The 26,630-nt window shown below is 72.6% G+C and carries 25 protein-coding genes and 1 tRNA gene; 15 read left to right on the top strand and 11 right to left on the bottom strand.

The genetic code is table 11. From position 1 onward, the window contains the following. Positions 1–48: 48 nt before the first annotated feature. Positions 49–420 (bottom strand): STAS domain-containing protein, encoded by a 372-nt coding sequence (locus tag AC067A_RS20480; protein WP_479243893.1) that lies wholly within the window; start codon positions 418–420, stop codon positions 49–51. A gap of 223 nt (positions 421–643) precedes the next feature. On the opposite strand from AC067A_RS20480, the gene AC067A_RS20475 reads away from it, so the two are divergent. Then, complete coding sequence (locus AC067A_RS20475; RefSeq protein ID WP_479243892.1) at positions 644–1,522, top strand: RNA polymerase sigma factor SigF; 879 nt, start codon at positions 644–646, stop codon at positions 1,520–1,522. 193 nt (positions 1,523–1,715) lie between these two features. Beyond that, the gene (locus tag AC067A_RS20470; RefSeq protein ID WP_479243891.1) at positions 1,716–3,077 is read left to right on the top strand and encodes a DegT/DnrJ/EryC1/StrS family aminotransferase; all 1,362 of its coding nucleotides are present in this window, start codon (positions 1,716–1,718) and stop codon (positions 3,075–3,077) included. Here AC067A_RS20470 and hutI read toward each other — a convergent pair. From hutI to hutU, 4 genes are all read right to left on the bottom strand, one after another. Continuing rightward, complete coding sequence (gene hutI / locus AC067A_RS20465; RefSeq protein WP_479243890.1) at positions 3,017–4,186, bottom strand: imidazolonepropionase; 1,170 nt, start codon at positions 4,184–4,186, stop codon at positions 3,017–3,019. The genes AC067A_RS20470 and hutI overlap by 61 nt on opposite strands. 107 nt (positions 4,187–4,293) lie before the next feature. Next, positions 4,294–5,658, bottom strand: a complete 1,365-nt coding sequence (locus AC067A_RS20460; RefSeq protein WP_479243889.1) for a formimidoylglutamate deiminase — start codon at positions 5,656–5,658, stop codon at positions 4,294–4,296. After that, on the bottom strand, positions 5,649–6,845 hold the full coding sequence (locus AC067A_RS20455; RefSeq protein WP_479243919.1) for an allantoate amidohydrolase: 1,197 nt from the start codon (positions 6,843–6,845) through the stop codon (positions 5,649–5,651). Before AC067A_RS20455 ends, AC067A_RS20460 begins: the two co-directional genes overlap by 10 nt. A gap of 86 nt (positions 6,846–6,931) precedes the next feature. Then, complete coding sequence (gene hutU, locus AC067A_RS20450) at positions 6,932–8,596, bottom strand: urocanate hydratase (protein ID WP_479243888.1); 1,665 nt, start codon at positions 8,594–8,596, stop codon at positions 6,932–6,934. A gap of 105 nt (positions 8,597–8,701) precedes the next feature. Between hutU and AC067A_RS20445 the strand changes: the two genes are divergently transcribed. The 6 genes from AC067A_RS20445 (at position 8,702) to AC067A_RS20420 (ending at position 12,779) form a co-directional block, all read left to right on the top strand. Further along, positions 8,702–10,027 (top strand): type III PLP-dependent enzyme domain-containing protein, encoded by a 1,326-nt coding sequence (locus AC067A_RS20445; protein WP_479243887.1) that lies wholly within the window; start codon positions 8,702–8,704, stop codon positions 10,025–10,027. A gap of 32 nt (positions 10,028–10,059) precedes the next feature. Beyond that, positions 10,060–10,539, top strand: a complete 480-nt coding sequence (locus AC067A_RS20440; protein ID WP_479243886.1) for an SRPBCC family protein — start codon at positions 10,060–10,062, stop codon at positions 10,537–10,539. 220 nt (positions 10,540–10,759) lie between these two features. Then, positions 10,760–11,170, top strand: coding sequence for a hypothetical protein (locus AC067A_RS20435; RefSeq protein ID WP_479243885.1), 411 nt, complete (start codon positions 10,760–10,762; stop codon positions 11,168–11,170). After that, positions 11,167–11,934 (top strand): transcriptional regulator, encoded by a 768-nt coding sequence (locus AC067A_RS20430; RefSeq protein WP_479243884.1) that lies wholly within the window; start codon positions 11,167–11,169, stop codon positions 11,932–11,934. The genes AC067A_RS20435 and AC067A_RS20430 overlap by 4 nt, the downstream gene beginning before the upstream one ends. A 41-nt stretch (positions 11,935–11,975) precedes the next feature. Further along, the gene (locus tag AC067A_RS20425) at positions 11,976–12,368 is read left to right on the top strand and encodes a roadblock/LC7 domain-containing protein (protein WP_479243883.1); all 393 of its coding nucleotides are present in this window, start codon (positions 11,976–11,978) and stop codon (positions 12,366–12,368) included. Positions 12,369–12,407: 39 nt separating this feature from the next. Beyond that, a complete protein-coding gene (locus AC067A_RS20420; protein ID WP_479243882.1) occupies positions 12,408–12,779 on the top strand; it encodes a hypothetical protein in 372 nt (123 codons plus the stop codon). Positions 12,780–12,961: 182 nt separating this feature from the next. On the opposite strand, the gene AC067A_RS20415 is transcribed toward AC067A_RS20420, so the two are convergent. After that, positions 12,962–13,801, bottom strand: a complete 840-nt coding sequence (locus AC067A_RS20415; RefSeq protein ID WP_479243881.1) for a MurR/RpiR family transcriptional regulator — start codon at positions 13,799–13,801, stop codon at positions 12,962–12,964. Positions 13,802–14,134: 333 nt separating this feature from the next. Next, a complete protein-coding gene (locus AC067A_RS20410; protein WP_479243880.1) occupies positions 14,135–15,523 on the bottom strand; it encodes a cystathionine beta-synthase in 1,389 nt (462 codons plus the stop codon). Between the two features lie 103 nt (positions 15,524–15,626). Between AC067A_RS20410 and AC067A_RS20405 the strand changes: the two genes are divergently transcribed. From AC067A_RS20405 to AC067A_RS20395, 3 genes are all read left to right on the top strand, one after another. Continuing rightward, the gene (locus tag AC067A_RS20405) at positions 15,627–16,646 is read left to right on the top strand and encodes an SGNH/GDSL hydrolase family protein (protein ID WP_479243879.1); all 1,020 of its coding nucleotides are present in this window, start codon (positions 15,627–15,629) and stop codon (positions 16,644–16,646) included. Positions 16,647–16,754: 108 nt separating this feature from the next. Next, positions 16,755–17,975, top strand: a complete 1,221-nt coding sequence (locus tag AC067A_RS20400) for an acetyl-CoA C-acetyltransferase (RefSeq protein WP_479243878.1) — start codon at positions 16,755–16,757, stop codon at positions 17,973–17,975. 499 nt (positions 17,976–18,474) lie between these two features. Then, the gene (locus AC067A_RS20395; protein ID WP_479243877.1) at positions 18,475–19,302 is read left to right on the top strand and encodes a hypothetical protein; all 828 of its coding nucleotides are present in this window, start codon (positions 18,475–18,477) and stop codon (positions 19,300–19,302) included. Between the two features lie 24 nt (positions 19,303–19,326). On the opposite strand, the gene AC067A_RS20390 is transcribed toward AC067A_RS20395, so the two are convergent. Beyond that, positions 19,327–19,656, bottom strand: a complete 330-nt coding sequence (locus tag AC067A_RS20390) for a hypothetical protein (protein ID WP_479243876.1) — start codon at positions 19,654–19,656, stop codon at positions 19,327–19,329. A 108-nt stretch (positions 19,657–19,764) separates the two neighbouring features. Between AC067A_RS20390 and AC067A_RS20385 the strand changes: the two genes are divergently transcribed. After that, a complete protein-coding gene (locus AC067A_RS20385) occupies positions 19,765–19,995 on the top strand; it encodes a DUF4287 domain-containing protein (RefSeq protein WP_017241213.1) in 231 nt (76 codons plus the stop codon). A gap of 37 nt (positions 19,996–20,032) precedes the next feature. Here the strand turns inward: AC067A_RS20385 and AC067A_RS20380 are convergent, their stop codons facing one another. Continuing rightward, positions 20,033–20,905, bottom strand: coding sequence for an alpha/beta fold hydrolase (locus AC067A_RS20380; protein ID WP_479243875.1), 873 nt, complete (start codon positions 20,903–20,905; stop codon positions 20,033–20,035). Between the two features lie 102 nt (positions 20,906–21,007). On the opposite strand from AC067A_RS20380, the gene AC067A_RS20375 reads away from it, so the two are divergent. Then, positions 21,008–21,568 (top strand): TetR/AcrR family transcriptional regulator, encoded by a 561-nt coding sequence (locus AC067A_RS20375; RefSeq protein ID WP_479243874.1) that lies wholly within the window; start codon positions 21,008–21,010, stop codon positions 21,566–21,568. 99 nt (positions 21,569–21,667) lie between these two features. Here AC067A_RS20375 and AC067A_RS20370 read toward each other — a convergent pair whose 3' ends face one another. Then, positions 21,668–22,567: a Bax inhibitor-1/YccA family protein gene (locus AC067A_RS20370; protein WP_479243873.1), complete on the bottom strand. Its 900-nt coding sequence runs from the start codon at positions 22,565–22,567 to the stop codon at positions 21,668–21,670. Positions 22,568–22,742: 175 nt separating this feature from the next. After that, positions 22,743–22,827 (bottom strand) — tRNA-Leu (locus tag AC067A_RS20365). A 379-nt stretch (positions 22,828–23,206) separates the two neighbouring features. Between AC067A_RS20365 and AC067A_RS20360 the strand changes: the two genes are divergently transcribed. Together AC067A_RS20360 and AC067A_RS20355 are read left to right on the top strand one after the other, a co-directional pair. Continuing rightward, on the top strand, positions 23,207–23,977 hold the full coding sequence (locus AC067A_RS20360) for an ABC transporter ATP-binding protein (protein WP_479243872.1): 771 nt from the start codon (positions 23,207–23,209) through the stop codon (positions 23,975–23,977). 88 nt (positions 23,978–24,065) lie between these two features. After that, positions 24,066–26,597, top strand: coding sequence for an ABC transporter permease (locus AC067A_RS20355; protein WP_479243871.1), 2,532 nt, complete (start codon positions 24,066–24,068; stop codon positions 26,595–26,597). Positions 26,598–26,630: the final 33 nt, after the last annotated feature.

The following is a 26,630-nucleotide window of genomic DNA, read 5'->3' as shown; positions in this document are numbered from 1 at the left end:
GAGACAGAGGGGCGGGACGTGCGGGTGGCGCCGGGGGTGACGGGGGTCTCAGCCGGGGAGCGCCGTGGCGAGCGTCTCGTGGACGGTGAAGACGGCTTCCGCGCCCGTGATGTGGAACACCCTGGCCACCGGGGGCCGCATCGCCACCAGATGGACCCCGCCGCCGGCCGCGTCGGCCCGCAGCCGGGCGCCGAGCAGCACGTTGAGCCCGGTCGAGTCGCAGAACTCCAGACCCGAGCAGTCGACGACGAGCCGGGAGCGGCCCGCGTCGAGCGCGTCGTCCAGCGGGACGCGCAGCAGGTCCGCGGTGTGGTGGTCGAGTTCACCCACCGGAGTGACGAGTGCGCTCGCGCCGTCGACGGTCCGGACCTCGACACGCAGCCGTGCGGGCTGCGCGCTGCCGATGTGCTGGCGGTCCATGGCCGTGCCTCTTCTCGCTCTCGCGGATGCCGACTGACGTGCGTCGAACACTACAAGCGACGCGCCCTTCCTTGCACACATGGGCTCCCACATATCGGTACGAAACGGATTATTGGCACTTGCAACGATCACCTTCGAGCAGGTAGGGCTAGAAGAGAACACCCGACACGACCGGCTTCGGAGGCGCCGCAAACCGCAGCAGACACCCCGACGAAGGAGACCCATGTCACCCCGGCTCGACGCCCCGCGTACCCCCGACGCGCCGTCGGCAACACTCCCCCGCCCCCTGTCCCTCGACGTACCCCCCGGCGTCCCGCTCGACCGGATCGGACCGGTCGACTCGCGCGCCCTGTCGAAGCAGCTCTTCGCCCGGCTCGCCGAGCTCGAAGAGGGCACCCACGACCACGCGTACGTCCGCAACACGCTGGTCGAACTCAACCTGGCCCTCGTCAGGTTCGCCGCCGCCCGCTACGGCACCCGCAGCGAACCGATGGAGGACATCGTCCAGGTCGGCACCATCGGCCTCATCAAGGCGATCGACCGCTTCGAACTGGCCCGCGGCGTCGAGTTCCCCACCTTCGCCATGCCGACGATCATCGGCGAGATCAAGCGCTTCTTCCGCGACACCTCGTGGTCCGTCCACGTGCCCCGCCGGCTCCAGGAGCTCCGGCTCGACCTCGCCAGGGTCGGCGACGAACTCGCCCAGCGCCTCGACCGCGCCCCGACGCCGGCCGAGCTCGCCGAGGCGCTCGGCATCTCCCCCGAGGAGGTCATCGAGGGCATGACGGCGAGCAACGCGTACACCGCGGCCTCGCTCGACGCGCAGCCCGAGGAGGAGGACGGCGGAGGCGGCGAGGCCGCGCTCGCCGACCGGCTCGGCTACGAGGACCACGGCCTGACCGGGATCGAGTACATCGCCTCCCTCAAGCCGATGATCGCCTCGCTGCCCGAACGCGAACGGCAGATCCTCTCCCTCCGCTTCGTCTCCGGGCTGACGCAGTCGGAGATCGGCGAGGAACTCGGCATCTCCCAGATGCACGTGTCCCGGCTGCTCTCCCGCACCCTCGCCCGGCTGCGCCGGGGCCTCACTCTGGAGGAATGACCCCCACCGGCTCCCCCGAGCCGCCAAAATGGCCCCGGAAAGGGCCCGTTCACGGTCTGCCGACCACGGACGGGCCCTTCCGCACGACCGGTCGCACCACGGCGGACCCCGCCGGCCACAACACCACGGGGTCTTGTTGACGTGCCGTCCGAATGGGGCGACATTGAGCCCGGGGTTCAGGGGGAATCACAGGATGTCTGCTTACGCGGAACTGGAAGAGCGCATGCGCGACCGGCTCGGGGGCAGGGAATGCCTCTACGTGCCGTCGTGCCGCTTCGGCCTCTACCTCGCACTGCGCCGGTGGTGCGCACCCGGCGGCCGGGTGCTGATGTCACCCGTCAACGACGACGTCATCTTCTTCGTCGCCCTCGCCGCCGGCCTCCGCCCGGTGCAGGCACCGCTCGACCCCCGGGACGGGTCGATCGACACGGCGGCGGTCCCCGAGTCCGTCTGGCAGGGGCTCTCCGCCGTCCTCACCACCAACCTGTACGGGAACCCGGACCCGGCACCCGCACTGCGCGCCCACTGCGACCGGCTCGGCATCCCGCTGATCGAGGACGCGGCCCACGCGATCGGCTCCACCGTCGGCGGGCGCCCGGTCGGCACGTACGGCGAGGCGTCCGTCTTCAGCCTCTCGAAGCACACCGCCGCCAGGACCGGCGGCTTCCTCACCCTCGCCGACCCGGCCCTGCGCGAGGAACTCGCCGCCGCCCGCGACGCGTTGCTCCACCCGACCCGCGCCACCGCCGAACTCGCCTACCTGGTACGGCCGTACGCCGAGGCCACCGTACGCGGCCTGCGCCTGGTCAAGGCCGCGCGGGCGGCCGTGCGGCTGCTCGGCCTGGAGGAGCGGGAGGAGATCCGGATGCCGCTGCGCGCCGGCGAACTGGCCCGCGCCCTGCCGGCCGCGCCCGCCCTCGACCCCTTCCACTCCTGGGTCCGGGTCGACATGCACGACTACCGCCTCCGGCCCGGCCCCGGCCGGCCGCGCCGCACCGCCCGCCGACTGGCCCGCCTCGACGGCGTCCTCGCCGCCCACCGCGAGGGCACGGCCCTCCTCCTGTCCGGCGAGTACGGGACGGCGTCCGGCGAGCCCGCGCAGCCACTGTTCCGGGTGCCGCTGCTGGTCGACGACCGGGACGCCGCGACCGCCGCCCTCGCCCGGCACCGGATCACCACCGGCTACCTCTACGACCCGCCGCTCGACAGCTACGCGGGCGAGGCGTTCACCGACCCCTCCCCCACACCCGGCCGGCGGTACCGGCGAGGACGGCTCCGGCGAGGGCTCGATGTTCCGCAACGCCTACGCCCTCATGCTGTCCACCGGCGTCTCCGCCGCCCTCGGCCGCACCATCCGGGAGCTCTGGGTTCCCGCGGAGGACCTCGACGGCTTCAACGGGCACATCGTCGGCGAGATCGAGGTGACCCACGAGTTCCGCTGACGGCGGTGGGGCGGGGCGGTCGGGCCTCGAAGGGGCCGCTCGGCTGCGGTGCTCAGACGGCGCGGACGCCCTTGCGCCAGACCTCCGTGACCAGGGGGACGCCCGGCCGGTAGGCCAGGTGGACGTGGGACGGGGCGTCCAGGAAGGTCAGGTCGGCCCGGCTGCCGACCGTCAGGCGGCCGACGTCGGTGCGGCGCAGGGCGGCGGCGCCGCCGGCGGTGGCGGACCAGAGGGCCTCGTCGGGGGTCATGCCCATGTCCCGTACGGCGAGGGCGATGCAGAAGGGGACGGACGAGGTGAAGGAGGAGCCCGGGTTGCAGTCCGTGGACAGGGCGACGGTGACGCCCGCGTCCAGGAGGCGGCGGGCGTCCGGCCACTCGGCGCGGGTGGAGAACTCGGCCCCGGGGAGGAGCGTGGCAACCGTGTTCCCGGAGGCGAGCGCGTCGACGTCCGCGTCCGTCAGGTGGGTGCAGTGGTCCGCGCTCGCCGCGTCGAGCTCCACCGCCAGCTGGACGCCGGGGCCGTACGAGAGCTGGTTGGCGTGCACCCGGGGGTGGAGGCCCTTCGCCTTGCCGGCGGTGAGGACGGCGCGGGCCTGGTCGCCGTCGAAGGCGCCCTTCTCGCAGAAGACGTCGACCCAGCGGGCGTACGGGGCGCAGGCGTCGAGCATCGGGCCGGTGACGAGGTCCACGTACCCCGCCGGGTCGTCCGCGTAGTCCGGGGAGACGATGTGCGCGCCGAGGTAGGTGACCTCGTCGGTGTGCTCGGCCGCGATGCGCAGGGCGCGGGCCTCGTCCTCGACGGTCAGGCCGTAGCCGGACTTGGTCTCGAAGGTGGTGGTGCCCTGGGCGAGGGCCTCGCGGAGGTAGCGGGCCACGTTGGCGGAGAGTTCCGCGTCCGAGGCCGCGCGCGTCGCCGCCACCGTCGTGCGGATGCCGCCGGCCTTGTACGCCTGGCCGGACATGCGGGCGTTGAACTCGGCGGTGCGGTCGCCCGCGAAGACGAGGTGGGAGTGGGAGTCGACGAAGCCGGGGACGACGGCGCGGCCGGCCGCGTCGACGCGGTGGTCGGCGGCGGGGGCGGCGGCGGCCGGGCCCGCCCAGGCGACGGTCTCGCCGTCGAGGACCAGTGCCGCGTCCGCGAGCAGGCCGAGGGGGCCCTCGCCGAGGGCCGGGTCGTTGGTGACCAGGCTGCCGATGTTCGTGATGACCGTGGTCGTCATGGTTGCTCTCCGGTGGGGGCGGGCGGGGCGGGTGCGGGCCGGTGGCCCGGGTCGTGCCCACCCGTTCCGCGCTGCGGAACGACTGCCCACGACCCGGGGAGGCGGCCTCAGCTCCTCAGCGTGGCGATGGAGTCGGCGAGGGCCTTGCCGACGTCGGGGACGGAGGTGTGGAAGCCGTCCCGGACGATGTGCCGGCCTCCGACGACCACGTGCCGGACGTCCGAGGCGGTCGCGGCGAAGACGGCGGTCTCGGCGGCGAGGCGGGGTACGGGGCCGGCGGTGCGGACGGTGTCGAGGGCGATGGTGGCGAAGTCGGCGAGGGCGCCCTGCTCCAGGACTCCGGCGTCCTGCCAGCCGAGGGCGGCGTGGCCGTCCGCCGTCGCGGCCCGCAGGAGCGCGGCGGCGGTCCAGTGGCCGCGGGTGCGGGTGCGCAGGCGCTCGTTCAGCTCCATGGCCCGCGCCTCCTCCAGGAGGTCGACGACGGCGTGGCTGTCGCTGCCGAGGGAGAGCGGGGAGCCGGCGCGCTGGAGGGCGACCGCGGGGCCGATGCCGTCCGCGAGGTCGCGTTCGGTCGTCGGGCACATGCAGGTGCCGGTGGACGTGGAGCCGATGAGGGCGATGTCCGTGTCCGTCATGTGGGTGTTGTGGACGCCCGTCGTGCGCGCGCCGAGGACGCCGTGTTCGGCCAGCAGCTGGGTCGGCGTCATGCCGTGGGCCGCCTGGCAGGCGTCGTTCTCCGCCGTCTGCTCCGAGAGGTGGACGTGGAGGGGGGCCCGCCGGTCCTGGGCCCAGCGGGCCACGGTGGACAGCTGGTCCGCCGGGACGGCTCGTACGGAGTGGATCGCCGCGCCGATCCGGACGCCCTCGCGCTCCTTGAGGGCCGAGACCCGCTCGGCCCACTTCTCCGCCGTGCCGTCGGTGAAGCGGAGCTGGTGGTGCTCGGGGGCGGCGCCGAAGCCGGCCGAGAGGTAGGCGGTGTCGAGGAGGGTGATGCGGATGCCGGCCTCGGCCGCCGCCGCGATCAGGGCCTCGCCCATCGCGTTGGGGTCGGCGTACGGGGTGCCGCCGGGCGCGTGGTGGAGGTAGTGGAACTCGCCGACGGAGGTGATGCCGGCGAGGGCCATCTCCGCGTACACCGCGCGGGCGAGCGCGAAGTAGCTGTCGGGGGTGAGGCGCTGGGCGACGGTGTACATGACCTCGCGCCAGGTCCAGAACGTGCCGGAGCCGACCTGGACCGTGCCGCGCAGGGCGCGGTGGAAGGCGTGCGAGTGGGCGTTGGAGAGGCCCGGAACGGTGAGGCCGTGGAGTGCGACGGCGCCGGGGGGCGGGGTCGCCACCCCCGTGCGCACGTCCTCGATGCGGCCTTCGGGGGAGCCCCCGGCGGATCCGCCGATGGACACGGTCAGGGCCACGCCCGGCTCGACGTGGGTGTCGAGCCAGGCATGCTCCAGCCAGTACGTCGTCAGCGGCACGCCAGCTCCTCCAGTACGTCGGCGAGTGCGAGGACCCCGGCCACGCAGTCGTCCTCGGCCGCGTGTTCGGCCGGGGAGTGGGAGACGCCGGTGGGGTTCCGTACGAACATCATGGCGGTCGGGATCGACTCGGACAGGATGCCCGCGTCGTGTCCCGCGCCCGTGCCGAGGACCGGCACCTCGCCGGAGGTGCCCAGGATCCGGGAGAGCTCGTCGCGCAGGGTGTGCGAGAAGTCCACGACGGGGGTGAAGGACTCGCGGACGACGGTGAGGTCGATGCCGTGGCGTTCGGCGTAGGCGCGGGCCTCCGCCTCGATGCCGGTGACGACCTTGTCGAGGGAGCCCTGGTCGGCGGCGCGGGCGTCGAGCCAGCCGCGGACCATCGAGGGGATGGCGTTGACGCCGTTGGGCTCGACCGCGATCTTGCCGAAGGTGGCGACGGCGCCCGCGAGTTCGGCCTCGCGGCGGGCGGCGAGGACCGTCTCCGCGTAGGTGAGCATGGGGTCGCGCCGGTCGACGAGACGGGTGGTGCCCGCGTGGTTGGCCTCGCCGGCGAAGTCGTACCGCCAGCGGCCGTGGGGCCAGATCGCGGAGGCGATGCCGACGGCGTCGCCGGAGAGGTCGAGGGCCCGTCCCTGCTCGACGTGCAGCTCGACGAAGGCGCCGATGCGGGCGAGCCGCTCGGGGTCGGGTCCGATCCCCGCGGGGTCGTATCCGGCCGCCTCCATGGCCTGGGGGAGGGAGACGCCGTCGGCGTCGCGGAGCTCGTACGCCTGCTCCTTCGTCAGCCGGCCGGCGGTGAGGCGGGAGCCGACGCAGGCGAGGCCGAAGCGGGCGCCTTCCTCGTCGCCGAAGTTGACGATGGCGAGGGGCCGCTTGAACGAGACGCCGCGGGAGCGGAGTTCGTCGAGCGCGGCGAAGGAGGAGACGACGCCGAGCGGGCCGTCGAAGGCGCCGCCGTCGGGGACGGAGTCCAGGTGGGAGCCGGTGACGACGGCGTCGCCGGCCGTGAGGTCGCCGAGCCAGGCCCACTGGTTGCCGTTGCGGTCGGTCTCGACGTCGAGGCGGCGGGCCTCGGCCTGCATGCGGAACCAGAGGCGGCAGTCGGCGTCGGCCTGGGTCCACGCGTAGCGGCGGTAGCCGCCGGTGGCCGTGTTGCGGCCGATTCCGTGGAGGCTGGACCACATGGCGTGGAACGAGGGGGAGTTCCCCCGCCCCGCCGAGGCGGCCCGGGCGGAGCCGCGGGGCGCCTCGGCGGCGTCGTGGGACGAGGTCACGCGGAGTCACCCTCGCGCATCGGGACGCGGACGCCCTTCTCGTCGGCGACGCGCTCGGCGATGTCGTAGCCCGCGTCGACGTGGCGGATGACGCCCATGCCGGGGTCGTTGGTCAGGACGCGGCGGATCTTCTCGCCGGCGAGCTTGGTGCCGTCCGCTACCGAGACCTGGCCGGCGTGGATGGAGCGGCCCATGCCGACGCCGCCGCCGTGGTGGATGGAGACCCAGGAGGCGCCGGAGGCGACGTTGACCATGGCGTTGAGCAGCGGCCAGTCGGCGATCGCGTCGGAGCCGTCGAGCATGGCCTCGGTCTCGCGGTACGGGGAGGCGACGGAGCCGCAGTCGAGGTGGTCGCGGCCGATCGCGAGGGGCGCGGCGAGGGTGCCGTCGGCGACCATGTCGTTGAACATGTCGCCGGCCTTGTCGCGCTCGCCCTGGCCGAGCCAGCAGATGCGGGCGGGCAGGCCCTGGAAGTGGACGCGCTCGCCGGCCATCTTGATCCAGCGGTGGAGGGACTCGTTCTCCGGGAAGAGGTCGAGGATCGCCTTGTCCGTCTTGTGGATGTCCGAGGCCTCGCCGGAGAGGGCGGCCCAGCGGAAGGGGCCCTTGCCCTCGCAGAACAGGGGGCGGATGTAGGCGGGGACGAAGCCGGGGAAGGCGAAGGCGCGGTCGTAGCCGGCGAGCCGGGCCTCGCCGCGGATCGAGTTGCCGTAGTCGAAGACCTCGGCGCCGGCGTCCATGAAGCCGACCATGGCCTCGACGTGCTTGGCCATGGACTCGCGGGAGCGCTGGGTGAAGCCGGCCGGGTCCTTCGCCGCCGCGTCGGCCATGTCGTCGAAGGCGACGCCGATCGGGAGGTAGGAGAGCGGGTCGTGGGCGGAGGTCTGGTCCGTCACGATGTCGATCGGGGCGCCCTCGGCGAGCATCTGCGGGAGCAGTTCGGCGGCGTTGCCGAGGAGGCCGATGGAGAGCGGGCGGCGGGCGTCGCGGGCCTCGGTCGCCAGCTGGAGGGCGTGGGCGAGGTCGTCGGCCCTGACGTCCAGGTAGCGGTGCTCGATGCGGCGCTCGATGGCGCGCGGGTCGACGTCGACGCAGATCGCGACGCCGTCGTTCATGGTGACGGCGAGGGGCTGGGCGCCGCCCATGCCGCCGAGGCCGGCGGTGAGGGTGATCGTGCCGGCCAGGGTGCCGCCGAACTTCTTGGCCGCGACGGCGGCGAAGGTCTCGTAGGTGCCCTGGAGGATGCCCTGGGTGCCGATGTAGATCCAGGAGCCGGCGGTCATCTGGCCGTACATGGTGAGGCCGAGGTGCTCCAGGCGGCGGAACTCCTCCCAGTTCGCCCAGTCGCCGACCAGGTTGGAGTTGGCGAGGAGGACGCGGGGGGCCCACTCGTGGGTCTGCATGACGCCGACGGGGCGGCCGGACTGGACGAGCATCGTCTCGTCCTGCTTGAGGGTGCGCAGGGTGCGGACCATGGCGTCGAAGGAGCGCCAGTCGCGGGCGGCCTTGCCGGTGCCGCCGTAGACGACGAGCTTGTCGGGGTGCTCGGCGACCTCGGGGTCGAGGTTGTTCTGGAGCATCCGGAGGGCGGCTTCCTGCTGCCATCCCAGGGCGCTCAGTTCCGTACCGCGGGCTGCTCGTACGGGGCGGGGTCCTGACATGGGGGTGCCTCCTCGGATGTCGTTCAGATATTCACATCCTGACTTGCTGAATAGTTGTAGTCAACAGGGCCGCCCTCACCCGTCCCGGTGAAGAGAGGGAGGAGGATGGGCCGCATGGCCTCCTCCCGCCGAGATCTCGCCGTCCGAGCCTCCGTCGACCAAGGACTCCTCTCCCCCGCCGAACCGGTCGTCGCCCTCCTCGACACCGCCGGCATCCGCGCCTCCGCCGCCGCCCTGACCAGCGCCTTCGCCGCCGTCACCGACGCCCACGTGCTGCACGCCTTCGCCGTGAAGGCCGCCCCGCTCGTCCCCGTCCTGCGCCTCCTGTACGAGGCGGGGCTCGGCGCCGAGGTCGCCAGCCCCGGCGAGCTGGCCCTCGCCCGCGCCGCCGGGATCCCGCCCGGCCACACCGTGCTCGACTCGCCCGCGAAGACCCCGGCCGAGCTCCGCCAGGCCCTCGCGCTCGGCATCGCCGTCAACGCCGACAACCTCCAGGAGCTGGCCAGACTCGACGCGCTCGTCGCCTCCGCCCCCACCGCATCACCCCTCGGACTCCGGGTGAACCCGCAGGTCGGAGCCGGTTCCATCGGCGCGCTGTCGACCGCGACCGCCACGTCCAAGTTCGGCGTGGCGCTCCGTGACGAGGGCGCCCGCAAGGGCGTCGTCCAGGCCTTCCTGGAGCGGCCCTGGCTGACCCGGCTGCACACCCACACCGGCTCCCAGGGCCTCCCGCTCGCCCTGATGGCCGAGGGCGTCGGCGAGGCGTACGCGCTGGCCGAGGAGATCAACCGCGCCGCCGGCCGGCAGCAGGTCGACACCCTCGACATCGGCGGCGGCCTGCCGGTCGACTTCGCCTCCGACGAGGAGACGCCGACGTACGCGGAGTACGCCCGGCTGCTCGCCGACACGATTCCCGGCCTCTTCGACGGCCGCTACCGCCTCGTCACCGAGTTCGGCCGCTCCCTGCTCGCCAAGCACGGCACGGTCCTCGCCCGCGTCGAGTACACGAAGACCTCCGGCGGCCGCCCCATCGCCGTCACCCACGCGGGCGTGCAGCTCGCCACCCGTACGGTCTACGCCCCCGGCTCCTGGCCGCTGCGCGTCCTGCCGTACGACTCCGGGGGCCGCCCCCGCACGGGCGAGGCCGTCGTCCAGGACGTGGCGGGCCCGGCCTGCTTCGCCGGGGACCTGATCGCCACCGGGCGCGCGCTGCCGCTGCTCCACCCGGGCGACGTCGTGGCCGTCCCGGACACCGGCGCGTACTACTTCGCCCACCACTACGCGTACAACAGCCTGCCCCGGCCGGGGATCCACGGCTTCACCGTGGACGGCGAGGGCGCGGTGGCGTTCACGACCGTACGGAAGCCCCAGACGCTCGACGAGATCGTCGCCGAGGCGGGCGGGGCCCTGGCGGACGCGCTCGTCCGGTAGCGGGAGTCCGGCGACCCGGCTTCGATGAGGACATGACTGCAACGGGTACGGACACCACCTCCGTCGTCGTCGAGCGCCGGGTCGCCGCCTCCCCCGGCCGGGTCTGGGAGACGATCACCGACCTGCGGGACATGCCCCGCGTCCTGTCGGGCGTCGAGCGGGTGGAGGTGCTCACCGAGGGCGGGTTCGGCGTCGGCACGCGCTGGCGCGAGACCCGGCGGATGCTGGGCAAGGAGGCCACGGAGGAGATGACCGTGACCACGTGCGAGGCGCCCGACCGGTACGTCACGGTGGCCGAATCGCACGGCATGCACTACGTCTCGGAGCTCACCCTGACGTCCGACGGAAGCGGCGGCACCACCCTGCGGATGGCCTTCTCCGCCCGCCCCGCCCAGGGCCGCTCCCCCGGGCTCGTCGCCCGGCTGCTCGCCCGCTTCGGCGCGAAGGCGGTCGCCAAGGCGCTGGCGAAGGACCTGTCCGACATCGCGAACGCCGTCGAGTCCCGGTTCTGACCGACCGGATCCGGTCCGCGGACGCCGGCCGGCCGGATCCGACCGACGAGATCCGGCCACACGGATCCGGTCGGACGGATGCGACGCCCGCAGATCAATTTCCGTCAGACAGAGGCATGTTCCGATGGAAAATGCCAGAACGCCTCCCCGGGGCCGGAACGTTCAGTAGCGTCACCGTCACTGCCACACGTTCGCACGTCGCATCGGGAGGGGAATCCGCGTGCCCGGAATCGACGAGTGCCTTCTGGAGGCCATGGCCCTGCCGGGCGCTCGCGGAGCCTCCCTGGTCGACTGGACCAGCGGGCTCGCCCTCGGGACGGCGGGCGCGTCCCCGACCGGAGACCACGAGACGACGGCCGCGGAGACCGCCGAACTCGCGCGCGCCGCGGCCGAGTTCGACTCGTTCACCGTGACGGACGACGGCTTCGCGGCCGACGGCGCCGGGGCGACGGGCCCGCCCGTCGAGGACCTGATCGTCACCACCCGCGCCGGCTTCCACGTCCTGCGCTTCGTCGAGACCTCCTTCGACAGCAGCGTCTTCCTGCACCTCTGGCTCGACCGCGACACCGGAAACCTCGCCCTCGCCCGCCTCCGGCTGCGCGACCTCGCCGAGAGGCTGGTCCTCGGATGAGCGTCGCCACCCCCGTCTCCCCGATGCTGGTCCGGCTCGCCGCCGAGAAGGCCACCGGCGCCCTGCTCCGCGACCACGGCACGCTCTACCTCGTCGACGGCCGGGTCGTGCACGCCGAGAGCCCCGCCGCCCCCGGCGTCGACGTCCTCCTGACCACCGGCGGCCGGCTGCCCCGCGAGGGCTGGGACGAGGCCGTCGACCGGGCCGGGGCCCACCGGGCCGTCGGCCGCTTCCTCGTCGACAGCGGCCGGCTCCACGACGGCGAGCTGGAGATATGCCACCTGGGCGCCGTCTTCGACGCGGCCTTCTTCGCCCTCTCCCCCACCAGCGGGCCCACCCGCTTCCGGTACGGGGTGGGGCACTGGTTCGGCACCGTCCGTCCGGTCTCCGCCGAGGCCGTCGAGCGCGAGACCGTCCGCCGCCGCGAACTCCTCGACGCCGTCTGGCCGTACGCCTCCGTCGACACCGCCCCCGTCGTGCCGCGCCCCGCCGCCCCCGGTCAGAGCGTCGGGGTGCGTCAGCGCGCCCTGCTCGCCGCCGCCGACGGGGAGCGGACCCCGGCGGAGCTGGCGCGGCTCCTCGGCCGCCCCGCCTTCCACACCCTGCTCGACGTCCGGCGGCTCGCCGCCGCCGGACTCGTCGAGACACCGCTCGCACCCGAACCCGAACCCGTACCGCCGGCGCCCTTACCGGCCCCCCCGGTCACGGACCCCGACATCGCCCTGCTGCGCCGGCTCCGTGACGCCCTGGAGGCACACCTGTGATGAGGCGTGCCCTGCGCCTGCGCGCCGAAAGGAAACAGCTCATGACGGCTGAAGCCGAGGTCCTCGGCGAGCTCAGACGACTGCGGGCCAGGCTGCCGCAGTTGACGGGAGCGCTCGCGGCCAGCGCCGACGGACTCGTCCTGGCCCACGACACGGTGGACGGCGAGGCGGAGAGCGTGGCCGCGCTGACGGCGGCGGCGCTCGGCGTCGGACAGCGGCTGACCGACTCCACCGGCCAGGGCCGCTTCCGCGAGCTGCTCGTCCGCGGCGAGAACGGCTACGTGGCGACGTACGCGGCGGGCGGCGCCGCCGTCCTGACCCTGCTCGCCGAGCCCCGGATCAACGTCGGGCGGCTCCACCTGGAGGCCCGCAGGTCCAGCGCCCGGATAGGGCAGCTCGTCGACGGCGCACTGGAACGCAAAGACCTGAACTGACCCGTCCGAACAGCACACTCGAGAAGGAAGTACGACACCATGGCGAACACCGAGACCTCCCTCAAGGAAGCCGCTTCCATCGACGGCGCGATCGGCGCGGCCCTCGTCGACTACACCAGCGGCATGGCACTCGGCACGATCGGCGGCGGCAAGGAACTCGACCTCAACGTGGCCGCGGCGGCGAACACCGACGTGGTCCGGGCCAAGGTCCGCGCGATGGAGCTCCTGGGGCTCAACGAGGACATCGAGGACATCCTCATCACCCTCAACAGCCAGTACCACCTGATCCGGCTGCTGAAGGGCCGCGGCAGCAACGGCCTGTTCCTCTACCTGGCCCTCGACAAGAACCGGTCGAACCTGGCGATGGCCCGCCACCAGCTGAAGAAGATCGAGAACGAGCTGGACGTCTGAGTCCCGGCCGAACGGGCCCAGGGCCTGTCCGGCCGATCAGGGTCGGGGCGCGACGCTGATCAGCGGGACGGGCCCTCCTCGGCGTCCTGCCCCGGAGGCCCCGCCCCGGACGCCCGGCCTCCGACGCCCCGCCCCGGACGCCCCACCTCGGACGTCCTGCTCGACGCCCCGTCCCGGACGCCCTATTCGACGAACAGCCCCCGCGAGGCCGCCTTCGTGTCGAACTCCTCCAGGCGCGCCTGCGCGTCGGGGAGCTCGTCGGCCATGGCCTCCAGGAGGACCCGGCCGAGCATCATCGGCGCGCAGGCGGTGTCGAAGGCGAGCCCGGTGCCGACGGCGGCCGGGATGAGCAGGTCGCTGTGGGCGGCGACGGGCGCGAACGCGGACTCGGCGACGGTCACGACCGCGAGCCCGGCCGCCCGCGCGTACTCCAGGGCCTCCACGACCTCTCGGGGGTGCCGGGGCAGCGCGAAGCACAGCAGGGCCGTGGCGCCCGCCCGCACGGCCGCGTCGACGCGGTCCGTGAGCATCGAGCCGCCCTCGTCGAGGAGGCGGACGTCGGGGTGCACCTTGGCGGCGAAGTAGGCGAAGCCGCGCGCCTGCGAGGAGGCGGCCCGCAGTCCGAGCACGAGCAGCGGGCGGGAGCGGGCGAGCAGCCGGCCGGCCCGCTCGACGGGCGCGGGGTCGGCGAGCAGTCCGGCGAGGTGCTTGAGGTTCTCGATCTCGGCGAGCACGGCCTGCTGGTACTCGTTGCCCTGCTCGTCCTCGGCGCCGCCCGGCTCGGGAGGCGCGACCTCCCGCAGGTGGCGGCGGAGCGCCGGGTATCCGTCGAAGCCGAGGGCGACGGCGAACCGGGTGACGGAGGGCTGGCTGACGCCGGCGAGCTCCGCGAGCTCGACGCTGGACAGGAACGGCACGTCACCGGCGCGCCGCACCATGCAGTGCGCGATCCGCCGCTGCGTGGGCGTCAGCCGGTGCCCCTCGAAGAGCGCCTGCAGCCGACCGGCCGGGCTGTCGCTCATGCCGCCCCCTCATCCATTCACCCGCCAATGACTCTGCATAAGGATATGCAGGCGGGTGAGGGGAGGGAAAGGGAAGGGAGTGGCGCGGGGACCGCCGCACCCCCGTGAAGGGGGGCGGGACGACGGCGGTCCCCGCGAGGGACACGGGCCCGGGTCAGGGCCGGTCTCCGCGTCCGCGGCGTCCGTGGAGGCCCGGGAGCCGCTCCGGAAGTCCCTGACGCCGACGGACACCAATCTGCCGGACGCGTGTTAAGCGGGTGCTGCGGTTACGTGTCACGCTCGTACCGTTTGTACGAAGAACCAGTTTCACGTACCACCACGCGTCACCGCGAGCTACTTCCCGCCGCCGTTGGCCAGGAAGGCCAGCAGGTCCTGGCGGCTGACGACGCCGGTCGGCTTGCCCTCGACCAGCACGATCGCCGCGTCGGCGGCGTCGCCCAGGACGGACATGAGGTCGGCGACCGGCTCACCCGAGCCGACCTGCGGCAGCGGCGCGCTCATGTGGCGCTCCAGCGGGTCCTCCAGGGAGGCGCGCTGGGTGAAGAGGGCGTCGAGCAGCTCGCGCTCGACGACCGAGCCGACGACCTCGGCGGCCATGACGTCGGGGTGGCCGGCGCCGGGCTTCACGATGGGCATCTGGGAGACGCCGTACTCGCGCAGCACCTCGATGGCCTGGCCGACGGTCTCGTCCGGGTGCATGTGGACGAGGGAGGGCATGACGCCCTCCTTGTGGCGCAGGACGTCGGCGACGGTGGCGGAGGAGGTGTCCTCCAGGAAGCCGTGCCCGGCCATCCACTCGTCGCTGAAGATCTTCGACATGTAGCCGCGGCCGGAGTCCGGCAGCAGGACGACCACGACGTCGTCGGGGCCGAGCTCCTTGGCGACCTCCAGGGCGGCGACGACCGCCATGCCGCAGGAACCGCCGACGAGGAGGCCCTCCTCCTTGGCGAGGCGGCGGGTCATCTGGAAGGAGTCCTTGTCGGACACCGCGACGATCCGGTCGGTGACGTTCCGGTCGTACGCGGTCGGCCAGAAGTCCTCGCCGACGCCCTCGACCAGGTACGGGCGGCCCGAGCCGCCGGAGTAGACCGAGCCCTCGGGGTCGGCGCCGACGACCTTGACGGCCCCGCCGCTGACCTCCTTGAGGTAGTTGCCGGTGCCGGAGATCGTGCCGCCGGTGCCGACGCCCGCGACGAAGTGGGTGATCTTCCCCTCCGTCTGCTCCCAGAGCTCGGGACCGGTGGTCTCGTAGTGGGAACGCGGGTTGTTCGGGTTGGAGTACTGGTCGGGCTTCCACGCGCCGGGCGTCTCGCGGACCAGGCGGTCCGACACGTTGTAGTACGAGTCGGGGTGCTCGGGGTCGACGGCGGTGGGGCAGACGACGACCTCGGCGCCGTAGGCCCGCAGCACGTTGATCTTGTCCAGGGACACCTTGTCAGGGCAGACGAAGATGCACTTGTAGCCCTTCTGCTGGGCCACGATCGCCAGGCCGACGCCGGTGTTGCCCGACGTGGGCTCGACGATGGTGCCGCCGGGCTTGAGCTCGCCGCTCTGCTCGGCCGCCTCGATCATCCGCAGGGCGATCCGGTCCTTGACCGAGCCGCCGGGATTGAAGTACTCGACCTTGGCCAGGACGGTTGCCTGAATGCCCGCTGTGACGTTGTTGAGCTTCACCAGCGGGGTGTTGCCGACGAGGCTGATCATCGAGTCGTGGAATTGCACCGTAATCTCCGGGGTCTCCGTAATGGTGTGGCCAGCGTATGCGTAGTCGGAGCGGGTTACGGGGCACTTAGACCCTGAACGGCTTGAAGGAGGTGACGGCCCCATGTCGAGGGCGAGGGTGGCGCGGCGGATCGCCGCGGGTGCGGCGTACGGCGGCGGCGGTATCGGGCTGCTCGGTGTCGCGGCGGTGGGGGTCCTGCTGGCCGAGATGCAGCTCGCGAAGCGGACGGTGGGGGGCGGAGCCGCGCCACTGCCCCCCGGCGCGGACGGTCTCTACGGCCGCGCCTTCGGCACGGAGGGCCCCCTGCGACTGGCCCTTCTGGGTGATTCCACGGCGGCGGGGCAGGGAGTGCGCCGCACGGGTCAGACCCCGGGCGCGCTGCTCGCCTCCGGGCTCGCGGCGGTCGCGGAGCGGCCCGTGGTGCTGCGGAACGTGGCGCTCTCCGGGGCGCGCTCGGACGACCTGGAGCGCCAGGTGTCGCTGCTGCTCGCCCAGCCGCTGGGCCCGCCCGACGTCTGCGTGATCATGATCGGCGCGAACGACGTGACCCACCGGATGCCGGCCACCGAGTCGGTACGGCTCCTCGCGACGGCGGTCCGGCGGCTGCGGACGGCCGGGGCGGAGGTCGTGGTCGGGACCTGCCCGGACCTCGGCACCATCGAGCCCGTCTACCAGCCGCTGCGCTGGCTGGCCCGGCGGGCCTCCCGGCAGCTGGCGGCCGCGCAGACGATCGTGGTCGTGGAGCAGGGCGGCCGCACGGTCTCGCTGGGCGACCTGCTCGGGCCCGAGTTCGCGGCGAACCCCCGCGAGATGTTCGGCGTCGACAACTTCCACCCGTCGGCCGAGGGGTACGCCACCGCGGCGATGGCCGTCCTCCCCACGCTCTGCGCCGTCCTCGGCGTCTGGCCGGAGGCGGACCTCCTCGAACCCGCCCGGCGCGAGAACATCCTGCCGGTCGCCAAGGCGGCGGCCGAGGCCGTCAAGGAGGCCGGGACCGAGGTCACCGGCGCCCGCGCGCCCTGGGCCCTCCTCAAGCACCGCCGCCGCCGGCGCCTCCCCCTCCCCTCCGAGACCGAGGCCACCCCGGAGGACGTCCAGGCCTCGCGCGGAGCGGAGGGCTGAGCGGGCGCTTAGAAAAGAGGTCCGTGTCACACCGTCAGGGCGGTGACCCGTGCGGTACGTGCGGGTAACTTCCCTTGAGTCCGCCCACCGCACCCTCATGGAGCCGTGATGCCCGAAGCCGTGATCGTCTCGACCGCCCGCTCGCCCATCGGCCGGGCCTTCAAGGGCTCCCTGAAGGACCTGCGCCCGGACGACCTGACGGCGACCATCGTCCAGGCCGCGCTGGCGAAGGTGCCCGAGCTGGACCCGCGCGACATCGACGACCTGATGCTGGGCTGCGGCCTGCCGGGCGGCGAGCAGGGCAACAACCTGGGCCGGATCGTGTCCGTGCGGATGGGCATGGACCACCTCCCGGGCTGCACGATCACCCGCTACTGCTCCTCCTCGCTGCAGACCTCCCGCATGGCGCTGCACGCGATCAAGGCGGGCGAGGGCGACGTCTTCATCTCGGCCGGTGTCGAGATGGTGTCCCGCTTCGTGAAGGGCAACTCGGACTCGCTGCCCGACACGCACAACCCGTTCTTCGCCGAGGCCGAGGCCCGTACCGCCGAGGTCGCCGCCTCCGAGGGCTCCACCTGGCACGACCCGCGCCAGGACGGCCTCGTCCCGGACGCGTACATCGCGATGGGCCAGACCGCCGAGAACCTGGCCCGCCTGAAGGGCATCAGCCGCCAGGAGATGGACGAGTTCGGCGTCCGGTCGCAGAACCTCGCCGAGCAGGCCATCAAGAACGGCTTCTGGGAGCGCGAGATCACCCCCGTGACGCTGCCGGACGGCACCGTCGTCTCGACGGACGACGGCCCGCGCGCCGGCGTCACCCTGGAGGGCGTGCAGGGCCTCAAGCCGGTCTTCCGCCCCGACGGCCTGGTCACCGCCGCCAACTGCTGCCCGCTGAACGACGGCGCCGCCGCCCTGGTGATCATGTCGGACACCAAGGCCGCCGAGCTCGGCCTGACCCCGCTGGCCCGGATCGTCTCCACCGGCGTCTCCGGCCTCTCCCCCGAGATCATGGGCCTCGGCCCGGTCGAGGCCTCGAAGCAGGCCCTCAAGCGCGCCGGCCTGACCATCGGCGACATCGACCTCGCCGAGATCAACGAGGCCTTCGCCGCCCAGGTCATCCCGTCCTACCAGGAGCTGGGCCTCGACCTGGACAAGGTCAACGTCAACGGCGGCGCCATCGCCGTCGGCCACCCCTTCGGCATGACCGGTGCCCGCATCACCGGCACCCTCATCAACAGCCTCCAGTTCCACGACAAGCAGTTCGGCCTGGAGACCATGTGCGTCGGCGGCGGCCAGGGCATGGCCATGGTCATCGAGCGGCTGAGCTGAGCCGTAGCGGAGGGTAGGGGTCGCCCGAGGAACGAGGGCGGCACCTGCCCGCAGCGGTGGCGAAGCTCAGCGCGACCGAGAGAGCGAGCGGCTGAGCTGAGCCGTAGCGGAGGGTAGGGGTCGCCCGAGGAACGAGGGCGGCACCTGCCCGCAGCGGTGGCGAGGCTCAGCGCGACCGAGAGAGCGAGCGGCTGAGCTGAGCCGGGAAGCCGGGCCGGGCGGCCGATCCGTCCGGGTCGGCCGAGCCCGGGGGCGATGCCTCGCCTCTCCACGGGCCGAGCGGGTCAACCGCACCGCGTCCGAGCCGTGACCGAATCTCCCCCAGGATGTGACCTACATCCCGGGGGAGTTCGTTTTCCCAGGTCAGAGCGGTTTCGGGACTAAACACCTGGCAGAAATACCTGTCCAATTCGTGACGTAATGCACTGACAGCGTGCCCCACCCCAGGACAAGCTGATGTAGGAAGTCGGGGGATCGACTCGGAATCGGGAGTACGTCAGTGAGCGCCATGCCTCTTGCCCTGCTGCTGACCACGGCCGCTGCCACGGCCGTGGGCGCTGCTGCCCTGCACGCCGTCCGCGGTCTCCGCAAGGAGGTCACCGCCCTCCGGGGCGAGCTGGCCGCCGGCCACGGGATCACGGTGCCCGCCGCCCGGGCCGCCTCACCGGTGGCCGAGATACGGGCCGCGGTCGCGGAGGCGCTGGCCGAGGAGCGCGAGCGCGAGCTCGCCGAGGCGCGCGCCTTCTGGGCCGCGCAGGAAGCCCGCGACGCGGCCGACGCCCCGTCGCTGCTCGGCGGCTTCGGCGGCCCGATGGACGACGGCGCCTTCTTCGTGCCGCGCCAGGCCGACTTCGCCGGTCTGGAGGCGATGGCCCTGGAGGCCATGGAGGCGGAGGCCGCCGCGCTCGACGGCCCGGACGCGCTGGACGAGTACCCCGAGGACTCGGCGGAGCTGGCCGCGGCCCGCCGCCGGCACCCCTCGCACCCTGACTTCGTGCCGGTGCAGACGCCGGTCGTCACGGACCACGAGCGGACGGTGGCCCGCCTGGAGGAGCTCGCCGACACCCGCACGGCGCTCACCGACGTGCGGCCCGGTCCGCTCGGCACCCTGGACGTCTACGTCTTCGCCGACGGCACCACGCTCTGTATGACCCCGGGCCACCGGGAGACCGCGGAGCTCCTCGCGGAGGCCCTGCGCTCCGGCCGGACCCCGGTCCTGCTCGGCGGCTCGGGCGTCTCGGGCGCCTTCGCCCTGACCTTCTCGTACGGCGACGCCGACGAGGAGAACGTCTACATCCTCGCCGACCGCGTCATCGCCTCGCTGTAGGCGCCCCCAGGGCCGTACAGGCCCCTACAGCGCCGCGCGCTCCGTCGCCTTCCGTACGAGTTCCACGGCCTCGTCCAGTTCCCCTCCGGGGGAGCCGGCCGGGGCCGTTCGCATGATCTCGGCCAGGTCGTGGCCGGCGACGACGAGCTGGTCGGCGACGGTGAAGACGCCCGCGTCGGGCATGATCCGCGGTTCGCGGCCCGGTTCCTCGGCGCGCTGGGCGCGCACGGACAACTCCCTGGCCAGGGCCAGTCCCTCGGCGGCGGCGCCGCGCTGGAGGCGGCTCTGCGGGGCGGCCCGGAGCCGGTCGGCGAAGCGTTCGACGGCGGCGGTCAGTTCACTCGTATCGCGCACCCCGCGACCCTACGCGCCGTCCCGGGCCCCTTGCCAACGGGCGCGGGCTTCGGCACGGTGACGGGGAGAACACGAGGAGCACACGGTACGACGCGTCCGGAGGCGCCGATGTCCCAGACTTTCTCCGCGGAGACCCATCGCAACATGCTGGCCCGCATCCCGCGCCGCACCGGTCGTGAGATCGCCGACTGGATGCGCACGGTCGAGGAGGGTCCGTCCCTCCTCCGCTTCGAGGAGCGGGTGAACTGGCTCCGCGGGGCGCACGACCTCGCGTACGGCCACGCCAAGGCGATCCTTCACGAGTACGACCTGCGGCGGGCGGCGCGCAGACTGCTCTGAGCCGCGCGCCGCGCACCGCACCGGCCGCTCGGCCGGCTCACTTCACGTGCCGGCCGAGGAAGTCGCGGACGAGTCCCGCGATCTCCTGGCCGTGCGTCTCCAGGGCGAAGTGCCCGGCGTCCAGGAGGTGGATCTCGGCGTCCGGCAGGTCGCGGGCGAAGGCCTCCGCGCCGGCCGGTCCGAAGATCTCGTCGCCGCGTCCCCAGGCCGCGAGCAGCGGCGGCCGGTGGGTGCGGAAGTACTCCTGGAAGGCCGGGTAGCCGTCCAGGTTGAACTGGTAGTCCCAGAACAGCTGGAGCTGGATCTCCTTGTTGCCGGGCCGGTCGAGGCCGGCCTGGTCCAGGGTCCAGGTCTCGGGGGCGATCCGGTCGAGCCGGTCGGCGGGCACGCCGTGGGTGTACTGCCAGCGGGTGGCCTCGGCGGTCAGCAGCTCGCGGACCCCGGCCTCGTTGGCCGCGCGGTCCTCGGCGTGGGCGAAGAGCACGTCCCAGAAGGGGGTGAAGCCCTCCAGGTAGGCGTTACCGCTCTGGCTGACGATCGCGGTCACGCGCTCGGGGTGCCGGGAGGCGATCCGCAGGCCGATCGGGGCCCCGTAGTCCTGGATGTACAGCGCGAACCGCTCCACGCCCAGCCGGTCGAGGAGTCCGAGGGTGATCTCGGTGAGCTTCTCGAAGCTGTACGCGAAGTCCTCGACGGCCGGTGCGGCGGAGGCGCCGAAGCCGATGTGGTCGGGGGCGATCAGGTGGTACGAGTCGGCGAGCTCGGCGATCAGCCCCCGGTACATGTGCGAGCTGGACGGGAAGCCGTGCAGCAGGACGAGGGTGGGGTCGGCCGGGTCGCCGGCCTCCCGGTAGAAGACGTCGAGCCCGTCGACGGTGACGGTGTGGGCGCGCTGGGCGAATGCGGACATGACTGACTCCCCGTTTACGGTCTCCGACCGGGAGAACGGTCGTTCTCCCGATGCCCTGTAGACTACGAGAACGATGGTTCTCCACGCAAGGGGTGATGGACGATGGACGCGGAAAGCGCCGAGCTGAAGCTGCTCGACACCGCGGAACGGCTCTTCGGCGAACGCGGGGTGCAGTCCGTCGGCATGGACGCCATCCGCTCCGCGTCCGGGGTCTCGCTCAAGCGGCTCTACCAGGTCTTCCCGTCCAAGGACCTGCTGGTCGAGGCCGTCCTGCGGCGCCGCGACGAGACCGTACGCGCCGCCCTGACCGCGCACGGCGCGCGGTTCGCCGACGGGCCGTACGAGCGGGCGCTCGCGGTCTTCGACTGGCTGGCCGGCTGGTTCGCCGAGCCCGGGTTCCGGGGGTGCGCGTTCATCAACGCCTTCGGCGAGCTGGGCGGGGTCGCCCCGGCGGTCACCACGATCGCGCGCGACCACAAGGAGGCCCTGCGGGCCTACCTCGCCGAGCAGACGGACGCCCTCGGCGTCCCGCCCGTCCTCGCCGACCAGCTGGCGCTGCTCGCCAACGGCGCCATGGCCGTCGCGGGCATCACCGGCTCCCCCGAGCCGGCCGCCCAGGCCAAGGCCGCGGCCCGGGTCCTCCTCGACGCGGCCCGTTCCTAGGAGAGGTGCCGGGACGGGCCCCGGGCACGCCCCCGGACACACGGAGGGGCCCGCCCGGCGTGATGCCGGACGGGCCCCTCCCCCGAGTCAGGGGGTGCGTCAGTCGTCGCCCTGGAGGATCGACAGCAGACGCAGCATCTCCAGGTAGATCCACACCAGGGTCATGGTGAGACCGAAGGCGGCCAGCCAGGCCTCCTCGCGCGGCGCGCCGTAGGTCACGCCGTCCTCGACCTGCTTGAAGTCGAGGGCGAGGAAGCAGGCGCCCAGGATGATGCCGATGACACCGAAGAGGATGCCGAGGCCACCGCTGCGGAAGCCGAGGCCGTCACCGCCGGCGAACACCGCGAACAGCAGGTTGGTCACCATGAGGAGCATGAAGCCCATCGCGGCGGCCATCACGAAGCCGTAGAAGCGGCGGTTGACCCGGATCCAGCCCATCTTGTAGGCGATCAGGACACCGGCGAAGACCGCCATCGTGCCCAGGACCGCCTGGATGACCACACCGTCGGCGATGTACGTCGAGACGGCGGCCGAGATCACTCCGAGGAAGACGCCCTCGAAGGCCGCGTAGCCCAGGATCAGCGCCGGCGACGGCTTGCGCTTGAAGGACTGCACGAGCGACAGCACCAGGGCGACCAGGGCGGCGCCGATGGCGATGCCGTAGGACTTGCCCAGGTTGGCGGGGTCGACCGGCAGCAGCAGCCAGGACAGGACGGCGGTGAGCACGACCGTGCCGAGCGTCATGGCCGTACGGCTCACGACGTCGTCGATCGTCATCACGTTGCCGCGGGCCTGCTGCGGGGCGCCGAGCTGCGTGTCCTGCGGGGCGTACGGGTTGGTCGCGTACGGGTTCGTCGCGCCCTCGGCATACGGGTTGCCGGTGGCGTACGGGTTGGTTCCTACGGCGGGGCCCCCGGCCTGCGGCTGCTGGCCGTAGCCCGCGGTGCCGTTGTCGCGGCTGAACCCCCGTCGCGAGAAGACCGGGTTGCTGCTCCTCATCTCACTCCTCCATGGCAGACCGCACGGCGCGGCCTTGCGTCAAGAGTAATGCGTAGGCAAAAGAAACTCCCTAGTGCTGGGGGAGGATCTTTTCCGCCACCTGATGGGTCTTCTTCGGCCTCGGCCGGCCGCGGGGAGGGACGCCGCCGGGCCGCAGGCACCCGCCTGGGCCCGGTGGTGCCCGGAACCGGACTCGAACCGGTACGGCCCGAAGGCCAGCGAGGTTTAAGCTCGCCGTGTCTGCGTTCCACCATCCGGGCGTACACGCGAAGCTCCGCGTTGGCACAGGAGCCTATCGGGACGCTTCCCCCGTTCAGCGGAACATCGGCCCGATGTTGTCTTATTTTATTGACGTCTGAGGGTGCGTCAGTGCAGGTGGGGGGCTTCTCCCCGAACTGTGACGGGGGTCGCAGGCGCAAAGCCGCACCCCCTGGAATGACGAAAAGTCGCCGCACTTCTGTCACGTCGGCGTGAACGGGTCCCTCAGGGGCCGCCGTCATACCTCAGGAGGACGGAGCGGCCCTCCGGTCAGACTCGAGTCGCCCCCGAGAACGGGCACGTGGGCGGACGCCCCGGGCCATGACGCCGGACACGATGGAGGGGTTCCCGCATCGCCCCCCGCAGTGACAGGAGTCCCCCGTGACCACCTCTCCCACCGTGTCCCGCGCCACCGCGGTGGCCGCCCGCGCCATGGACCTCTCGAAGGTCTACGGCCAGGGTGAGACCCAGGTCGTCGCGCTCGACCACGTCACCGTGGACTTCCGGCAGGGCGAGTTCACCGCGATCATGGGCCCCTCGGGCTCCGGCAAGTCGACGCTGATGCACTGCGTCGCCGGCCTGGACTCCTTCTCCTCCGGCTCGGTCCGGATCGGCGACACGGAGCTGTCCACCCTGAAGGACAAGCAGCTCACCCAGCTGCGCCGGGACAAGATCGGCTTCATCTTCCAGGCCTTCAACCTGCTGCCGACGCTGACGGCGCTGGAGAACATCACGCTGCCGATGGACATCGCCGGCCGCAAGGCCGACAAGCAGTGGGTCCAGCAGGTCATCGACATGCTCGGCCTCTCCGCCCGGCTCGGCCACCGGCCCGGCGAACTCTCCGGCGGCCAGCAGCAGCGGGTGGCCGTGGCCCGTGCCCTGGCCTCCCGCCCCGAGATCATCTTCGGCGACGAGCCGACCGGAAACCTGGACTCGCGCTCCGGCGCCGAGGTCCTCGGCTTCCTGCGCAACTCGGTCCGCGAACTGGGCCAGACCGTCGTCATGGTCACCCACGACGCGATGGCCGCCTCCTACGCGGACCGCGTGATCTTCCTCGCGGACGGCCGGATCGTCGACGAGATGCTGCGCCCGACGGCGGACGGCGTGCTCGACCGCATGAAGGCCTTCGACGCCAAGGGCCGTACGAGCTGACGCCACGGCGCCGGCACCGGACCCGAACCGGTACGGCGCGCGTCCCACCGCCCCGTCCTCCGTCCCACCTTCCGTTCAGGACACACCCATGTTCCGTACCGCCCTGCGCAACGTCCTCGCGCACAAGGCGCGGCTGCTGATGACCGTCCTCGCCGTGATGCTCGGCGTGGCCTTCGTCTCCGGCACCCTCGTCTTCACCGACACCCTCTCCAGCGCCTTCCGCAACCAGTCCGCGAAGAGCTACGACGACGTCGCCGTGGCCGTCGACATGTACCCGAGCCCCGAGGAGGCCCGGAAGACCCCCGGCCTCTCCCGGAAGGACGTCGACGAGGTCGCGCGGCTCGACGGGGTCGCCTCCGTCACCCCCCGCGTCGACGGCTTCGCGGGCGTGCCCGACAAGAACGGCAGGCTGATCGGCAGCGGCTGGTCGAACAAGGGCACCAACTTCGCCCCCGGCAAGGACGGCAAGGACCGCTCGTACGCCTTCACGACGGGCAGCGGCCCCGCCGACGCCGGTCAGGTCGCGCTCGACAAGGACACCGCCGACAAGGGCGGCTACAAGGTCGGCGACACCGTCCGCGTCGCCACCAACGGCCCGGTGAAGGAGTACACCCTCTCCGGCGTCTTCACCACCGAGGACGGCGCCGTCAACGCGGGCGGCAGCCTGGTCGTCTTCGACACCGCCGTCGCCCAGAAGCTCTACCTGAAGCCCGGCTTCTTCCAGAGCATGACCGTCACCGCCGCCCCCGGCGCGGACGACGCCAAGCTCCTCGACGAGGTCCTGAAGGTCGTCCCGAAGGCGGCCTCCGCGCAGACCGGACAGGCCCTCGCCGACCGGCAGGCCGAGGAGATCGAGGCCGGCCTCGGCGCCCTCAACCAGGTCCTCCTGGGCTTCGCGGGCATCGCGCTCTTCGTCGGGATCTTCCTGATCTCCAACACCTTCACCATGCTGGTCGCCCAGCGCACCAAGGAACTGGCCCTGATGCGCGCGGTCGGCGCCTCGCGCAAGCAGATCACCCGCTCCGTCCTCGCCGAGGCCGGTCTGGTCGGCCTGGTCGCCTCCGCCGTCGGCTACGTCCTCGGCATCGGCCTGGCCGCCTCGCTCCGCTCGGCCATGAGCGCCTTCGACATGAAGGTCCCGGCCGGCGACCTGGTCCTCGGCGTCACCCCGGCCGTCAGCGCCTTCGCCGTCGGCGTCCTGATCACGATGCTCGCCGCCTGGCTGCCCGGCCGCCGTGCCGCGAAGATCCCGCCGGTCGCCGCCATGAGCAGCGTCCACGCCGCCGCGAGCACCAAGTCGCTCGTCGTACGGAACTCCATCGGCGCCCTGCTCACCGCGCTCGGTGTCGTGCTGATCGTGCTCGGCGCGGGCAAGGGCGGCGACGACGGCCGCATGCTCATCGGGGGCGGCGCGTTCCTCACCCTCATCGGCGTGATCGTGCTGATCCCGTTCCTGTCCCGGCCCGTCATCGCCCTGATCCGTCCGCTGTTCGTGAGCGTCTTCGGGGTCTCCGGCAAGCTCGCCGGCCTCAACGCGGTCCGCAACCCGCGCCGCACCGGCGCCACCGCCTCCGCGCTCGCCATCGGCCTGACCCTCGTCACCGGTCTGTCGGTGCTCGGCGCCACGGTCGGCTCGGCGCTCGACAAGGTGACGACCGACCAGATCAAGGCCGACTACATGGTCTCCATGGCCAGCGGCGACAGCCTGAGCCAGGAGGCGCTGACCGCCCTGGAGAAGGCCCCCGGCGTCAGCGCGGTCTCCCCGCAGCAGGCGGGCGCCTTCGACCTGAAGGGCTCGTACGTCTCGGTCTCCGGCGTCACCCCCGGCGACATCGCGAAGGTCCTCAAGCTGGACGTCGTGAACGGCTCGCTGTCCTCCCTCGGCGGGAACACCATCGCCATCGACGACGACGTCGCCGCGAAGCGCGGCCTGAAGGTCGGCGACACCGTCCCGGTCGAGTTCCTGGACAAGCAGAAGGGCAGGCTGACCGTCGGCGCGGTCTACGACGCCAACGAGTTCGTCTCGCCGGTCCTCGCCGACCGCAAGCTGGTCTCCGCGCACGAGGAGAAGGCGGAGATCCGCCAGATCTTCGTCTCGACGGACGGCGGCGCGAGCGCGGCCCACGAGCGGGCCCTGTCGAAGGCCATGGGCGACAACCCGGCGATCCAGGTGATGGACCACAAGGAGATCCGGGACACCTTCGGCGGCCCGATCAACATGCTGCTGAACATCATGTACGGCCTGCTCGGCATGGCCCTGATCATCGCCGTCCTCGGTGTCGTCAACACCCTCGCGATGTCCGTCTTCGAGCGCCAGCAGGAGATCGGCATGCTGCGGGCGATCGGTCTCGACCGGCGCCGCGTGAAGCGGATGGTCCGTCTGGAGGCCGTGGTCATCTCGGTGTTCGGCGCGATCGTCGGCATCGGCCTCGGCAGCTTCCTCGGCTGGGCGATCGGCGAGACGTTCAAGAACAGCCTGCCGGGCTACGCCCTGGTCCTGCCCTGGGACCGGATCGGTCTCTTCCTGGTCCTGGCCGCCCTGGTCGGCGTCCTCGCCTCGCTGTGGCCGGCCCGCAGCGCCGCGAAGCTGAACATGCTCTCCGCCATCAAGGCCGAGTAGCCGCACCCGACGCGAAGGGCCGGTCTCCCACCC

It is taken from the genome of Streptomyces sp. NPDC043176, assembly GCF_056436715.1.
Note: the sequence above shows the minus strand (reverse complement) of the source record. Positions and strands in the feature narration are given on the sequence as shown.

Bases quoted from the DNA above. Each gene is read 5' to 3' on its own strand.
- AC067A_RS20480 (WP_479243893.1), bottom strand. From the start codon at position 420: ATGGACCGCCAGCACATCGGCAGCGCGCAGCCCGCACGGCTGCGTGTC.
- AC067A_RS20475 (WP_479243892.1), top strand. From the start codon at position 644: ATGTCACCCCGGCTCGACGCCCCGCGTACCCCCGACGCGCCGTCGGCA.
- AC067A_RS20470 (WP_479243891.1), top strand. From the start codon at position 1,716: ATGTCTGCTTACGCGGAACTGGAAGAGCGCATGCGCGACCGGCTCGGG.
- hutI (WP_479243890.1), bottom strand. From the start codon at position 4,186: ATGACGACCACGGTCATCACGAACATCGGCAGCCTGGTCACCAACGAC.
- AC067A_RS20455 (WP_479243919.1), bottom strand. From the start codon at position 6,845: ATGTGGTCCAGCCTCCACGGAATCGGCCGCAACACGGCCACCGGCGGC.
- hutU (WP_479243888.1), bottom strand. From the start codon at position 8,596: ATGTCAGGACCCCGCCCCGTACGAGCAGCCCGCGGTACGGAACTGAGC.
- AC067A_RS20445 (WP_479243887.1), top strand. From the start codon at position 8,702: ATGGGCCGCATGGCCTCCTCCCGCCGAGATCTCGCCGTCCGAGCCTCC.
- AC067A_RS20440 (WP_479243886.1), top strand. From the start codon at position 10,060: ATGACTGCAACGGGTACGGACACCACCTCCGTCGTCGTCGAGCGCCGG.
- AC067A_RS20430 (WP_479243884.1), top strand. From the start codon at position 11,167: ATGAGCGTCGCCACCCCCGTCTCCCCGATGCTGGTCCGGCTCGCCGCC.
- AC067A_RS20425 (WP_479243883.1), top strand. From the start codon at position 11,976: ATGACGGCTGAAGCCGAGGTCCTCGGCGAGCTCAGACGACTGCGGGCC.
- AC067A_RS20420 (WP_479243882.1), top strand. From the start codon at position 12,408: ATGGCGAACACCGAGACCTCCCTCAAGGAAGCCGCTTCCATCGACGGC.
- AC067A_RS20415 (WP_479243881.1), bottom strand. From the start codon at position 13,801: ATGAGCGACAGCCCGGCCGGTCGGCTGCAGGCGCTCTTCGAGGGGCAC.
- AC067A_RS20405 (WP_479243879.1), top strand. From the start codon at position 15,627: ATGTCGAGGGCGAGGGTGGCGCGGCGGATCGCCGCGGGTGCGGCGTAC.
- AC067A_RS20400 (WP_479243878.1), top strand. From the start codon at position 16,755: ATGCCCGAAGCCGTGATCGTCTCGACCGCCCGCTCGCCCATCGGCCGG.
- AC067A_RS20385 (WP_017241213.1), top strand. From the start codon at position 19,765: ATGTCCCAGACTTTCTCCGCGGAGACCCATCGCAACATGCTGGCCCGC.
- AC067A_RS20380 (WP_479243875.1), bottom strand. From the start codon at position 20,905: ATGTCCGCATTCGCCCAGCGCGCCCACACCGTCACCGTCGACGGGCTC.
- AC067A_RS20375 (WP_479243874.1), top strand. From the start codon at position 21,008: ATGGACGCGGAAAGCGCCGAGCTGAAGCTGCTCGACACCGCGGAACGG.
- AC067A_RS20370 (WP_479243873.1), bottom strand. From the start codon at position 22,567: ATGAGGAGCAGCAACCCGGTCTTCTCGCGACGGGGGTTCAGCCGCGAC.
- AC067A_RS20355 (WP_479243871.1), top strand. From the start codon at position 24,066: ATGTTCCGTACCGCCCTGCGCAACGTCCTCGCGCACAAGGCGCGGCTG.